The sequence below is a fragment of the Kitasatospora sp. NEAU-CNBT7 genome (assembly GCF_057220535.1).
The window spans coordinates 61,067-74,005 of sequence record NZ_JBXQQB010000039.1 but is presented as its reverse complement, the minus strand read 5'-3'; the positions used below and the strand labels follow the sequence as shown (position 1 = coordinate 74,005).

The 12,939-nt window shown below is 73.0% G+C and carries 15 protein-coding genes; 9 read left to right on the top strand and 6 right to left on the bottom strand.

Translation table 11 applies throughout. The annotated features are described in order from the left end of the window. The 9 genes from AC2TEW_RS33655 to AC2TEW_RS33615 all read left to right on the top strand — a co-directional run. The coding region (locus AC2TEW_RS33655; RefSeq protein WP_484627063.1) for a phospholipase domain-containing protein at window positions 1-966 on the top strand (966 nt) is incomplete at its 5' end. A 377-nt stretch (window positions 967-1,343) separates the two neighbouring features. After that, window positions 1,344-2,240, top strand: a complete 897-nt coding sequence (locus AC2TEW_RS33650) for a helix-turn-helix domain-containing protein (protein WP_484627062.1) — start codon at window positions 1,344-1,346, stop codon at window positions 2,238-2,240. A gap of 3 nt (window positions 2,241-2,243) precedes the next feature. Beyond that, window positions 2,244-2,441: a DUF397 domain-containing protein gene (locus tag AC2TEW_RS33645; protein ID WP_484627061.1), complete on the top strand. Its 198-nt coding sequence runs from the start codon at window positions 2,244-2,246 to the stop codon at window positions 2,439-2,441. A 173-nt stretch (window positions 2,442-2,614) separates the two neighbouring features. After that, window positions 2,615-2,875, top strand: a complete 261-nt coding sequence (locus AC2TEW_RS33640; RefSeq protein WP_484627060.1) for a DUF7848 domain-containing protein — start codon at window positions 2,615-2,617, stop codon at window positions 2,873-2,875. 88 nt (window positions 2,876-2,963) lie between these two features. Further along, window positions 2,964-3,281 (top strand): hypothetical protein, encoded by a 318-nt coding sequence (locus AC2TEW_RS33635; protein WP_484627059.1) that lies wholly within the window; start codon window positions 2,964-2,966, stop codon window positions 3,279-3,281. Further along, a complete protein-coding gene (tgmB, locus tag AC2TEW_RS33630; RefSeq protein WP_484627058.1) occupies window positions 3,282-4,253 on the top strand; it encodes an ATP-grasp ribosomal peptide maturase in 972 nt (323 codons plus the stop codon). It begins immediately after the preceding gene. Then, on the top strand, window positions 4,250-5,425 hold the full coding sequence (locus AC2TEW_RS33625; RefSeq protein WP_484627057.1) for a methyltransferase domain-containing protein: 1,176 nt from the start codon (window positions 4,250-4,252) through the stop codon (window positions 5,423-5,425). The genes tgmB and AC2TEW_RS33625 overlap by 4 nt, the downstream gene beginning before the upstream one ends. Before the next feature lie 182 nt (window positions 5,426-5,607). After that, the gene (locus AC2TEW_RS33620) at window positions 5,608-6,273 is read left to right on the top strand and encodes a putative DNA-mimic protein (RefSeq protein WP_484627055.1); all 666 of its coding nucleotides are present in this window, start codon (window positions 5,608-5,610) and stop codon (window positions 6,271-6,273) included. 111 nt (window positions 6,274-6,384) lie between these two features. Further along, window positions 6,385-7,323: a bile acid:sodium symporter gene (locus tag AC2TEW_RS33615; protein ID WP_484627070.1), complete on the top strand. Its 939-nt coding sequence runs from the start codon at window positions 6,385-6,387 to the stop codon at window positions 7,321-7,323. A gap of 73 nt (window positions 7,324-7,396) precedes the next feature. Here AC2TEW_RS33615 and AC2TEW_RS33610 read toward each other — a convergent pair whose 3' ends face one another. The 6 genes from AC2TEW_RS33610 to AC2TEW_RS33585 form a co-directional block, all read right to left on the bottom strand. After that, window positions 7,397-8,098 carry a class I SAM-dependent methyltransferase gene (locus AC2TEW_RS33610; RefSeq protein WP_484627054.1) on the bottom strand — a complete coding sequence of 234 codons (702 nt, stop codon included), beginning with the start codon at window positions 8,096-8,098 and terminating at the stop codon, window positions 7,397-7,399. 50 nt (window positions 8,099-8,148) lie between these two features. Then, entirely contained in the window at window positions 8,149-9,366 is a 1,218-nt protein-coding gene (locus AC2TEW_RS33605) for a glycoside hydrolase family 3 N-terminal domain-containing protein (protein WP_484627053.1), read from the bottom strand. A 129-nt stretch (window positions 9,367-9,495) separates the two neighbouring features. Beyond that, window positions 9,496-9,639 carry a hypothetical protein gene (locus tag AC2TEW_RS33600; RefSeq protein WP_158515676.1) on the bottom strand — a complete coding sequence of 48 codons (144 nt, stop codon included), beginning with the start codon at window positions 9,637-9,639 and terminating at the stop codon, window positions 9,496-9,498. Window positions 9,640-9,686: 47 nt separating this feature from the next. Then, window positions 9,687-10,403 (bottom strand): YdcF family protein, encoded by a 717-nt coding sequence (locus tag AC2TEW_RS33595; RefSeq protein WP_484627052.1) that lies wholly within the window; start codon window positions 10,401-10,403, stop codon window positions 9,687-9,689. 489 nt (window positions 10,404-10,892) lie between these two features. Further along, on the bottom strand, window positions 10,893-11,570 hold the full coding sequence (locus tag AC2TEW_RS33590; protein ID WP_484627051.1) for a phosphonatase-like hydrolase: 678 nt from the start codon (window positions 11,568-11,570) through the stop codon (window positions 10,893-10,895). Between the two features lie 12 nt (window positions 11,571-11,582). Beyond that, on the bottom strand, window positions 11,583-12,704 hold the full coding sequence (locus tag AC2TEW_RS33585) for a TIGR03364 family FAD-dependent oxidoreductase (RefSeq protein WP_484627050.1): 1,122 nt from the start codon (window positions 12,702-12,704) through the stop codon (window positions 11,583-11,585). Window positions 12,705-12,939: the final 235 nt, after the last annotated feature.

Here is a 12,939-nt window from a genome sequence, read left to right as displayed (position 1 = left end):
ATGTACGACGAGAACGACGGCTACTTCGACCACATGGTCCCGCCCACCCCCGAGACCGGCACCCCCGAAGAGTTCACCCAGGGCCGCGCCATCGGACTCGGCAACCGCGTCCCCCTCTGGGTCGCCTCCCCCTGGTCCCGCGGCGGCTGGGTCAACTCCCAGGTCTTCGACCACACCTCCGTCCTGCGCTTCCTCGAAGTCGTCACCGGCGTCCAGGAACCCAACATCTCCGCCTGGCGACGCACCGTCTGCGGCGACCTCACCAGCTGCTTCGACTTCACCAAGCCCGACTACACCATCCCCACCCTCCCCGACACGGCAGCCCTGATGGCCAAGGCCGACGCCACCAACGCCGGCCTGCCCGCCGTCAAACTCCCCGCCACCGGCACCCAGTCACTCCCACCCCAGGAGACCGGCGACCGCCCCCACCGCAAACTCCCCTACGCCCCCGGCGCCGAGGTGACCGTGGACCGCACCACCGGCGCCGTCACCTGCACCCTCACCAACACCGGCACCGTCGGCTACCCCTTCACCGTCTACCCCAACATCGTCTACGCCTTCGCCGGCACGCCGTACACCGTCGCCGCCGGAGCCTCGAAGACCTACACCTGGGACGCCAACGCCACCGACGGGCGCTACGACTTCACCGTCCACGGCCCCGACGGCTTCGTCCGCCGCTTCGCCGGCACCGTGGTGTGGGCCGACCAGAGCGACATCGCCGTCCCGCGCGTGACGGCGACCGTGCAGTCGGGCGGCGTCGCGCTCCAGCTCGTCAACGACGGCGCGACGGCGGTCTCGTTCACCGTCACCCCGAACGACTTCGGCGGCCAGATCCAGACCGTCTGGGCCCCCGCCAACGGCCGGGCCACCGTCACCTGGCCACTGAACCTCGGCCGCTACGACATCACCGTCACCGCCGCCACCGGCACCCGCTTCACCCGCCGGTACGCGGGCACCGTGCACTGACCCGCCCGGGGCCCGGGGCCCGCACCGACACCGGTGCCGGCCCCGGGCCCCGGCGTTGTCCCACAACACCAGCCGCCCTGCTGGCTGCGGCGGCTGTTCGATCTCGGTGAACGCAGGACTCGTTGCCGAATACGCGGACCCGTGGCCTTGCCCCCGCCGAATCAACGGGTGCGCAGGCATCGGCTGCCTGCACACCCGAACAGGGCGCACTTCGGACCTCATGACGAATCATCAGTGAGCGGCGCAGGCCTCAAGGCATGGCCGACCCCTTCATTCGTGCAACCCCATTTCGCGACCGAGCCAGGTTGGCCGGTGAAGCAAGTGGCGCGGCACGGCTTTCACGCGCGACACTGCCCGTGCTACGGAAGGGATGGACCTTGGCTCTGCGAGCGCACATCAGCGAGCGCCAGCGGCGGTACGGCGCCGAGGTGCGCCGGCTACGACTGGAAGCCGACATACCTGTTCAGGAGGCCGCCGCGCACGTCGGCATGCGTGGGCCACAGCTCAACCACATCGAGGCAGCGCGGACCGGCCTCGACGAGCAGCGCCTGCGCCGACTCGTCGACTTCTACGGATGCAAGCAATCCGCCCATATCGATACCCTCGCAGCGATGGGCGCCAGCGACGGCAAGGGTTGGTGGAGCAGCTACAAGCGGAAGGTCCCCGCATTCGCACTTGACCTCGCGGAGCTCGAACACTGGGCAACGGGCGGGTACCTGAACTATGAGACCTTCTTCATTCCCGGCCTTCTCCAGACCGAGAAATACATGCGAATGCTTTTCGAGAACGGCGATACGTCACTCTCGGACGAGCAGATCGACGACACGGTCCGGTTCCGCCTTGCACGCCAACAGATCCTCGACGGCTCCACCGAGTTCCGGTTCGTGATCCATGAGGCCGCTCTCCACATGGCCTTCGCGGGCAACGAAGCGATGCGCCTGCAGCTCGCCCACCTGCTCGAGGTCTGGGAGCGTCCGAACGTCAGCATCCAGATCTACCCGTTCAGCGTCAGGGCAACACCGCCATATAGCGGACCTTTCCTCATCACCGAACCGACGCCGCCGTCACTATCCACGGTAGTGGTCGACCATCCGGGCGCATCCGAATTCATTGACACGGCGGAGGCCCTGGAGAAGTATCGAGGCAGGTTTGACGACCTTCGCCGACTCGCACTTCCCGCCGGAAACGCCGAGACGTCCGCACGCCCCACGTCCGGTCGAGACTCATGGGGAGTCGTTCAACACGTCAAACACAGCAGGGAAATGGAAAGGTAAGTCATGCCCAATCAATGGCAGAAGTCGACGACCAGCAGCCAGGACGGAGGCAACTCGGTCGAGGTGTCCACCAACAGCGCGGGCATGATCGAGATTCGCGAGTCCGACGACCCGGACAGGGTCATCGTGACGACTCCCAAGAAGTTCGAACTGTGGCTCGACGGTGTGAAGCGGGGCGAGTTCGACCACTTCGTCGCGTAGCCGCACCACAAGTCGGCCCCCCTTGCCCGAAACAAGGGGGGCCGCCGCACAGGCGGAGGACCACCCCCGCATTCGTGCACCCTTCACTCTTGCACCCTTACTCGCCGTAGGTCTAGCGTGACTGTACGCACCGCCGATGGTGGCGGCCCGACCCTGCGAGGTGATGCGCTGCCATGCCTGCAAATCCCGGCCCCACCCTCGCGAGCGAGCCATCGCGAATCCCTGCTCGACTTCGCCTCGCCTACCGCGCCCGCGCTACTGGCCGAGTGCCCCGCCGCGCCGTAGGCGCCGCGTGCACCACCTGCCGCGCGCAAGGCCCGGCGCTCCGCAACCCCGAAGGCATCGCGGTCTGGGCGCAGTTCCACGACGTCAGCAGCGGTCACCGAACGTTCCGCGTTCAGGTCACTGGCCTGCTGACTCTGCCGGCCCCTTGAGCCTCCCGCCTTAGCAGGGCGGGTACTTCCTCGCCCACTGTGGGCGGGGATGGCACATGCACCCCCATCACTCCGAGAAGGGCAAGCCATGCCTACCCTTGAACTGCCGCTGTTCGACCGGCCCGAGTCCCGGCTGCCACTGGCAACCGGCGGCCCGACGCCGATGCCCCCGCTCGACGACCTGACGGGGCCGGTGCCGTTCGCGCTCCAGTTCCTCTCTCCGGTTACGGGGGCCGGTGGCATCCTGCCGGCCGACATCGAGTACGACCCCAAGTCGCAGACCTGCAGCTACGAGGGCATGCCGCCCGGGGTCTACATGACGAGCACCCCGCCGAAGACCTACGGTCCGACGCAGCCCACGGGCCAGATGGATGCCCCGGACGACCCCGGCAGCAGCAACGACTAGATGCCAACTTCCGGTGCTGTTCTCGTGATCACGGGTTCATTCGACCCGACAGCCGATCTCGTGATCGAGGAACTGACCCGGCGTGCCGTACCCGTTTTCCGGGCCGACGTTGCATGGTTCCCGTCGAGGCTGACGCTTACGGCCAGCCTCGACGGGGCCGGCTGGTCCGGCACGCTGATGACCGACCGGCGGACGCTCGACCTGTCGAGCGTCCGCTCCGTCTACTACCGCCGCCCGACGGCGCCCGAGTTCCCCGACGACATGCCGCCCGCGGCCCGCACAGTGGCTGCAGCGGAAGCTCGACGAGGATTCGGCGGCCTATTGACGGCGCTCCCCTGTCCATGGCTCCCGCCGCCCGGTAGAGCGGCCGACGCCGAGTACAAGCCACTGCAGCTACGTGTCGCGGCCGAGTCGGGGCTCAGCGTTCCTCGAACACTGATCACCAACGACCCCCGAGCTGCGCGGGAGTTCGCCGACCGGCTCGGCTCGCCCGTGGTCCACAAGCCGTTCACCCCGGTTCGCGGCACGATCGACGGTCACTCCGTCGCCGTATACGCCAATGTCCTGCAGCCCGACGACCTGCCGCACCCCGGCATCGCCACCACCGCTCACCTGTTTCAAGAGTGGGTGCCCAAGGCGCACGAGGTGCGGCTCACCGTCGTCGGCGGCCAGATGTTCGCCGCTGAGATCCACGCCGGCTCGGCAGCCGGCCAGGTCGACTGGCGCAGCGACTACGAAAGCCTCACCTACAAACCGTGCGACGTACCGCCGTCAGTCGCCGCCGGCGTCCGGCGCATGCTCGACCAACTCGCCTTACCCTTCGGCGCGTTCGACTTCATCGTGACACCCTCGGGTGAGTGGCGGTTTCTGGAGGTCAACCCGAACGGGCAATGGGGATTCGTCGAGCAGGCGACGGGCCTGCCCATCACGGCCGCGATCTGCGACCACCTCGAAGGGATCAGCACCACATGACGTCCGACCTTCTGCTCGACCCGCAACGCCTCATCCAGGCCCGAGTCGAGCTCGTGTCCGAGATCGACCGCGGCAGCTCGGTCCTCCCTTCCCCGATCGCAGAAGCCTTCCTCAACACTCCCCGACACCCGTTCGTGCCGGTGTTCTACCGCCGATCCGGGTCCGCGTACATCCCGTGGCGGATCACTGACGGAGCCGACGCAGAGTGGCTGCAGCAGGTCTACTCGAATCAGGCGCTGATCACCGAAGTTGACGGGGTGCTCGCCGAGGATGCTGCACCCGCCGGCCAGAGCGGCGCCGCGACGTCATCCTCGACCATGCCCCGGCTCATGGCGGACATGCTCGACGCCCTCGACGTCCGCCACGGTGACCGAGTCCTGGAGATCGGCACCGGCACGGGCTACAACGCTGCCTTGCTCTGCCACCTCGCCGGCGCCGAGAACGTGACCACGCTGGACTACACGGCCCCCCTCGTACGGGCGGCCCGGGCACGGCTGCGCGAGACCGGACTCGAACCGACCGTGCTCCGCGGCGACGGAGTAGCCGGCCATCCTGCCGGCGCACCGTTCGACCGGATCATCGCAACGTGCTCCGTCCGCCGAATCCCGCAGACGTGGCTCGACCAGTGCGCCCCCGGCGGAGTCATCGTCGCCCCGATCAAGGGAACCCTGGACGGCGGCGCGGTCGCCTGTCTTACCAAGCTCGACGACGGGCGTGCCGTCGGCCGGTTCCTGCACACGCCTGCAGCATTCATGCCGTTGCAGTCCGGGCCCGAACACTTGGTCGCCACGCCCGACCACATCGAGGGATCGCAGCGCACCGCCGAACTCAGCGGCCGGACCCTGGACGACTACGGATTCTCGTTCTGGGCTCACCTGCACATGGCACCGACCGTCGTCCGGCGCGGCCTGCAGCTCGACGGCCGGCACTCCACCACGCTCTACGACCCCGCAGACGGCTCGGCCGCCATCATCCGGGACCGTCCGGACGGCCCGCCCACGGTGACCATCGCCGGCCCCCGGGACCTCTGGAAGCCCATCGAGGCCGCACACGAGCAGTGGCGCGCCCACAATCGGCCGCGCCGAGAGTGGCTCACCATCGAGGCCACCCCCGACGCCCAGAGCGTCAGCTACCGCGCCGCCGACGGCAAGGTCAGCACCTGGACTCTCTGACGTTCTTCCGTCCAGCTGACACGGAACCGCCCACCCAGCCAACAGAACGCCGTGGCTGGGCCGGGGAGCGGGCGGTCCCGAGTTCCGCACCGACCCGCCGCCCCCGGTAGCTGCAGGTCATCAGGTACCGGGTGGCAAGTGGTCATGAGGCGTTGTCCCAGGGCGGCGCTACCATCCGCGGCATGGGACTCGCTATCTCCGTCGGTCTGCTCCACGACCTCGCCGCGCACGACCAGGAGGGCCTGGCACACCACCGGCAGGCCTTCGACCGCCTCTCCAGGGCGCTGGCCGGCGAGGGCGTCGACTGGCAGGAGCCGACCGCCGCCTCGCCCGCACCGGCGCCCGGAACCACCTGCTCCGCCGGCTTCCCGTACAGCCACCTCACCCATCTGCGCCGCGCGAGCGTGCTGGCCGCCCGGGGTGGGGCGGTCACCCCGGCGTCGGCCTGCGACCCGGAGCAGTACGAGCGCGACCTCGACGAGGTCGCCGACGAGTCCTCGATGTTCTCCTCCCACCTGCTCTGCCACAGCGACAGCGCGGGCTACTACGTCCCGGTGGACTTCCGGGACCCGCTGTTCCTGCCCGAGGAGAGCGGGGTCGCCGGGGCCGGGATGGTCGGCTCCAGCGTCCGGCTGCTCGCCGAACTCCTCGCCTTCGCACCGGCGATCGGCGTACGCACCGAACCCGACGGCACCCTGTCCGCGGCCGAGGCGGCCCGGCTCGGCGGCGAGGGGCCGGGCGTCGAGGGGCCCGGCGGCGCGTTCGAGGCCGAGGGGTACGCCTGGCTCCAGCTCCACCGGGCCTGCCGGGCGAGCGTCGCGGGCGGCAGCGCGGTCGTGTTCCACTGACGGCGCGGCCCGCCCGGCGGTCGGTGTGAGGATGGGGGACGCGCGGCCCGCCCGGACGGGGCGGGCGCGGAGCGAGGAGCAGTGGCGGTGGCGCAGGGCACGGTCGAGCGGATGGAGCGGCACCAGGTCGCGGTCTACCTGGCGGCCACGGCTGTCGGGGCCGCGATCGGCGCGGCGGTGCCGGCGGCCGGTCCCGGCCTCGAGCGCGCCGTCAACCCGGTGCTGGGCGCACTGCTGTTCGTGACTTTCCTCCAGGTACCCGCCGCCGAACTGCTGCGCGCGCTGCGCGACGGGCGGTTCCTGTCCGCCGCGCTGGCCGTGAACTTCCTGGTCGTACCGGTCCTGGTGGCCGCCATGGTCCCGTTCCTGCCGGACGACCGGGCGGTGCGGCTGGGGGTGCTGCTGGTGCTGCTGTGCCCGTGTGTGGACTACGTGATCGTGTTCAGCGGGCTGGCCGGGGGCGACAACCGCCGGCTGCTGGCGATCACCCCGGTGCTGCTGCTCGTCCAGATGCTGCTGCTACCGCTGTACCTGCTGGTGTTCCTGGGGCCCGGGCTGGGCGAGGTGGTGGCCGCGGGCCCGTTCCTGACGGCCTTCGGCTCCCTGATCGTGCTGCCGCTGGCGCTGGCCTGGGCCACCCAGGCGTGGGCCGCGCGGCGGCCGGCGGGCCGGCGCGCGGCCGACGCGGCGGGCGCCGCCATGGTCCCGCTGATGGCCGCCACCCTGCTGACCGTGGTCGCCTCCCAGCTGCCCCGGCTCGGCGGCAGTCTCGGCCGGGTGGCCGCGGTGGTGCCGTGCTACGTGCTGTTCCCGCTCGTCATGGTGTTCGCCGGGCGGGCGGTGGCCCGGCTGCTGCGCCTGGGTGTCCCGGCCGGGCGGGCGGTCGTCTTCAGCGGCGCCACCCGCAACTCGCTGGTGGTCCTGCCGCTCGCGCTCGCCCTTCCGGCCGGGCTGTCGGTGGCCGCGGCCGTGGTGGTCACCCAGACCCTGGTGGAGGTGGTGGCCATGGTGGTCCTGGTACGGCTGGTCCCCCGGCTGCTGCCCGGCTGAGCCCGGGGGCAGGGGAACCGGGCCGGTCAGAGGTCGGCGACCACCGCGTAGCGTCCCTCGTCGGCCGGGCCGGTCAGAGGTCGGCGACCACCGCGTAGCGTTCGTCGTCGACCGGGCCGCCCCACAGCTCCGCCATCCCGCCCAGCGGTTCGATCCGCAGCTGCCGGACCAACGGCCCCACCGCTGCGGCCAGTTCCGCCGCACCGACCCCGCCGTACCACGGCAGCGCCGCCGCCCCGGCCACGTACGCGGGCTCGCCGCCCGGCCCGGACGGGTCCGCCGGGCCGTCCGCCGCGGACTCCCGCCAGCGTCCCTCGACCAGCACCAGCCGGCCGCCCGGGCGGATCCGGTCCACCCAGGTGCGCAGGGCGGCCGCGGGATCGGGCAGGGTCCACACCAGGTGGCGGCACAGCACCAGGTCGAAGCGGTCGGCGCCGGTCGGCGGCGCGGCCGCGTCCCCCACCAGGAAGCGGCCGGGCAGTCCCGCGGCCGCCAGCTTGGCGCGGGCCAGGGCGGCCATCCCGGGGGCCAGGTCCACGCCGGTCACCCGGTGGCCGGCGCGGGCCAGCAGCAGGGAGAGCGAGCCGGTGCCGCACCCGATGTCGAGGACGTCGGCGGGGGCGGGCGGCGCCCAGGCGTGGAGCAGCGCCGCCCAGGCGGCCCGGGTCGGCGCGGCGCGCAGGCCGTGGTCGGGCTCCTCGTCGAAGGCGGGGGCGGCTGCCTCCCAGTAGCGGGCGATGGCGGCGGTGACGGCGTCGTACCGGGCTGCGGTCATGGCCCGATCCTCCCAGCCGGCGCCGACAGTGCCGGTGCCGCGATCCGGTGTCAGTGCAGCGCGGCGCGCAGGGCGGTGACCCGGTCGGCCGCCGCGGTGAACTCGGTCCGGTCCAGGGTGCCCGCGTCGAGGGCCGCGGCGAGGGCGTCGGCGGCCGCCTCACCCTGGGCGGTGTCGCGGGCCGAGCAGAGCAGCAGGTCCATGCCGGCGGCGGCGGCCGCGACGGAGCGCTGCCCGGTGGTGCCGAAAGGTTTCAGCGCGCCGGCCTCGATCGCGTCGGTGACGGTGACCCCGTGATAGCCGAGCCGGCCGCGCAGCTCCTGGACGGCGGCGGACGAGAGCCCGGCCGGACGCTGCGGGTCCAGCGCCGGGTACACCGCCCAGGAGAGCATCACCATCTGGACCCCGGCGGTGACCGCGGCCCGGAACGGGACCTCGTCGACGGTCCGCAGCTTGGTCAGCGGGACGGGCAGGGTGACCGGCCCGGCGTCGGTGTCCTGGCCCGCCGGTGCCGAGCCGAGACCGGGGAAGTGCTTGGCGGTGGCCGCCGCCCCCGCCTTCTGCTGGGCGGTGATGAAGGCGGAGCCCAGGGTGGCGACGGTCCTCGGGTTGCTGCTGTAGGAGCGCTGCTTGGAGTCGATGAAGTTGCCGGGCGTGTAGTAGACGTCGAGCACGGGGGCGAGGTTGGCGTTCAGGCCGAGACCGGTGAGGTTCTTGCCGGCGCCGGTGCCCGCGGTGGCGGCCGCCGCGGACGGGGCGGCGGAGTGGCCGATCTCCTTGGCCGAGGGCACGGGGGCGCCGGGCAGCCGTTTGATCAGCCCGCCCTCCTGGTCGGTCATCAGGAGCAGCGGCTCCTTGACCGGGCTCTGCCGCTGGGCCGCGCGCAGCTGGTCGACCACGGCCTTCAGCTGGGCCGAGCCGGAGACGTTCTCGCCGAAGAACACCACCCCGGCGGCGCGTCCCTCGCGGATGGTCCGCAGCAGCGACTCGGGCGGGGTCAGGCCGGGGTAGGAGTACACCACGCGCCGCCCGGCGAGCTGATCGGCGCTCAGCTGCGCGGTGGTGGGCGTCGGGCTCGGGGTGGGGCCCGCCGGTGGGGTCGGCGCCGGGCTGGGCGTCGGACTCGGGCTCGGGGCGGCGGTCGACGGTGCGGACGGCGTCGCCGAAGAGCCGGCCGGGGAGGGGCCGGCGGCCGTCCCGGAGGTGGAGGAGCAGGCGGCGAGCAGCAGGACCAGGCCGGCGGCCACCACCGGGGCGCGTGCGGGCACGGCTGCTCCTTCCGCTCACGGACGGTCCGCAATCGCTCCCAGGCTAAGGCGCGGCCGGCGGATCCCGGCGGACCGGCGCGCGCCGCCGCGGCCCTTCCGCCCGCGGCCTGCGGCCCGCGCCGCGCACGGTCAGGGGTTGTTCTCGTACCAGCCCAGTGCGTCCCCGGCGTACTCGTCCTCCGGCACCGCGTCGGCCCAGCTCGACGCCAGGTAGAGCAGTGCGGCGGTGATCCCGAGCGCCCACCAGCCCCAGCGGGGTATCCGTTCTCCCATGGCCCGAGCCTACGCCACGGTCGGCGCCCGCACGGCCGGACGGTCCGTCAGATGTCTTTCTTTGCAGTGTCTTTCGGGTCACCGTCCAGGCCCGGGCGGTCCGGGATCAGGGCTCCGGTGAAGCCGTCGGCGGCCAGCCGCCGGCCGGCCTCGCGCACGGGCGGCGGCACGTCCTGTGCGACGGCGAAGCCGCGGGCGGGGTACTCCAGGACCCGCTGGAGGGTGCCGACCAGCTTCTCGACCACCAGGCGGCCGTCGCCGATGCCCCGGACGTAGGTGTCCAGGGCGACAGGCGCGGACGCGCAGACGGCGTCGGCCGGCGGCCAGCGGCGGCGGCAGGTGGCGTACGCGCGGCGCTCCATGTACGGCGTCGCGATCAGTATCACCGAGCGGGGGTGCACCCCGGCGCCGGCCAGCACCCGGCGGGAGAGGGTGAGGTTCTCGCCGGTGTTGCGGGCGTGCGGCTCCAGCAGGATCGCCGTCGCGGGGACGCCGAGGGCGGCGGCCCGTTCCGCGAAGTGGACGGCCTCGCCGCCGGGCAGGCGCTCGGGCCGGGTCCGGTTGGCGGCGCCGCTGAACACGACGGTCGGGAAGTACCCGGCCCGGTACAGCTCGGCCGCCCGGACCGGCACGCCGAGGTCGTGGCTGCCGAGCACGATCGCGGCGTCGCAGCGGCGCGGCGGGTGGCCGAGGCGCAGGTAGTGCCAGAGCAGTCCGGCGTCGCGCCACTGCCGGGGGGTGATCGCCGGTGCTTCGTCCGCCATCGCACTCCCGCCTGGCCGGGCCCGCGGCCCGGCGGTCGACCGGCCCGGCCGCAGCTTAGGGCCTGTCCGGCGGATCCTGTCGGACCGGCGTGCGGCACCAGTCGCCCGGCCGGGCGTGCGCCCGGGTCGGCCTCACCCTGGACGTCCTCGGGCGACTTCGGGTGCGCGTCCGGTCGGTGGTGCCCCGGGCCGGGGTCCGGCGGGCGTCGCACACCGGACGGGCCCCGGGGCGCGTCCGCGGAGCCGCGTCGGATGAAGCCCCGGCACCCGGCGCCCGGCTCGGCGTGCGCCCTGATCCCCTCGTACCCGGTTGGACTCGGGCGCTTCGGTTGCGCGTCCGGTTGGGGGGTGCCCCCGGCCGGTGGCCGGCCCGCGTCGCACACCGGACGGGCCCCGGGGCCCGGGCGGGCGGTGCGGGTGCACGCGCGGCGGCCCGGCCGGTACAGGTGGGCGCCTGTCCCCGGCCGGGCCGCGGTCGTCCCGCCCGGGTCAGCCGGCCAGCAGGCCCGGCAGCTCGGCGATCGAGCCGAGCACGTGGGTGGCGCCGTCGGCGCGCAGGCGCTCCTCGCGGTGGGCGCCGGTGAGGACACCCGCCACCACCGAGGCGCCGGAGCGGGTGCCGGTCAGCATGTCGTAGCCGGTGTCGCCGGCCACCGCGATCTGCCGGACCGAGTCGGTGCCGGTGCGCAGCAGCGCGGTCAGCACCAGGTCCGGGTACGGGCGGCCGCGGCCGGCCTCGGCCGGGCAGAGGGTGAGGTCGGCGATGTCCTGCCAGCCGAGGGCCTTGAGGATGCGGTCCTGGGTGGAGCGGGAGAAGCCGGTGGTGAGCACCACGGTGCGGCCGGACGAGCGGAGCTGCTCGATGGCGTCGGCGGCGCCGGGCAGGGCCGCGCAGTGTCCGGCGTCGACCAGGTCGTGGTACGCGGTCTCGAAGGCGAGGTTGGCCCGCTGGGCCTTGGCCTCGTCGCCGAACAGGTGCCGGAAGACCGAGATCTTGGACTCGCCCATGGTGACCCGGACGTGCTCCAGCATGCGGTCGTGCTCGGGGGTGCCGGCGGTGACGCCGAGGTCGGCGGCGGCCGCGTCGAAGGCCCGCTCGACCAGGCCGTCGTCGGCGACGGTGGTGCCGGCCATGTCCAGGACGACCAGGCGGATGTCGTTGCTCATGTTGAACAGCCCTTACAGGTTGGCGAGTTGTGCGGTGGTTTCGGCGATGGCCGGGGAGCAGGTCATGCCGCGGCCGCCGGGGCCGGTGACCAGGCAGACGGCGTCGCCGAGCTGCTCGCGGTGCACCACCCGGGTGGTGTCGGTGCACTGCGCGTACACGCCGGCCCAGCGGCGGCGGATCCGGGGCAGCGGGCGGCCGAGCAGCTCCTCGGCGACGGCGGCGAGGTGCTCGTACGGCTCCTCGACGACGTCGAAGCCGAACGGCTGGTCGTACTCGTGGGTGTCGCCGATGGTGAGGCCGCCGTCCTGGCGCTGGACCATCAGCAGCTGCATCTTGTGCTCGGCGGCGACCGGCGGCTGCGGCCGGGCGGCCTTGAGGGCCTCCAGGGCGGGCCCGGCGAAGGCGGGGTAGTAGCGGAAGCTGTCGCCGTCGGCGACCGAGGTGGTCAGGCTCTCGCCGAGCGGGTCGGTCTGCATCATCTGCAGCCGGACCCGGCGGACCGGCAGCTGCGGGGCGAGTTCGCGGACCAGGCCGCCGAGCCAGGCGCCGGTGCACAGGATCACCAGGTCGCCCTCGTGCAGCTGCCCGTGGTCGTCGCGGACCGCGCCGGAGCCGACCACCTCGCGGACCTCGCGTCCGGGCAGGAAGGTGTACCGGCCGGAGGCCTCCAGCACCGACCGCAGGGCGGGCTGGGCGAGCCGGGGCTCGACGGCCGCGTCCCGCTCGCACCACAGTCCGCCGAGGAAGTCGCCGCGCAGGGCCGGGTTGGCCGCCCGCACCTCGTCGGCGTCGAGCAGCCGGTAGCCGCGCTCGGCGGCGTCGGGGAGCTTCAGCGCCTGTTCGGCGACGGCGAGTTCCTCCTGGCTGCGGACCACGGTGAGGGAGCCGTTGGCCCGGAAGTACAGGCCGGGGACGCGCTCGCCGATCTTCTCCCACAGCTCCCGGGCGCGCAGCGCGGTGGCGAGCTCCTCGCCGCCGGCCCGGCCGCTGACCCAGACCAGGCCGAAGTTGCGCACGGAGGCGCCGCGGGCCTCGGCCTCGCGCTCGATGTGGACCACCTCATGGCCGCGCTCGACGGCCTGCCAGGCGTGCATGGTGCCGAGCACGCCTGCTCCTACCACGATGACTCTCATGCGGACAGGCTCCGGCGCCGAGGTGACGGGAGATCGACCGGCCGGGGTCACCGAGATGAACCGCCTGGCAAAAGTTGTACAGACAACCCGGGCGCGCGGGGCGGGCCCGTCCGACGGCCGGTCAGCCCGGCACCCACGCCCGGAGCGGCCCGGGAACGCCCGCGGGCGGCGCTCCGGCGGGCGCCGGGGCGAACGGATCAGTGTGCCCGAGCACCGCCCGCCGGGTCACCGATTC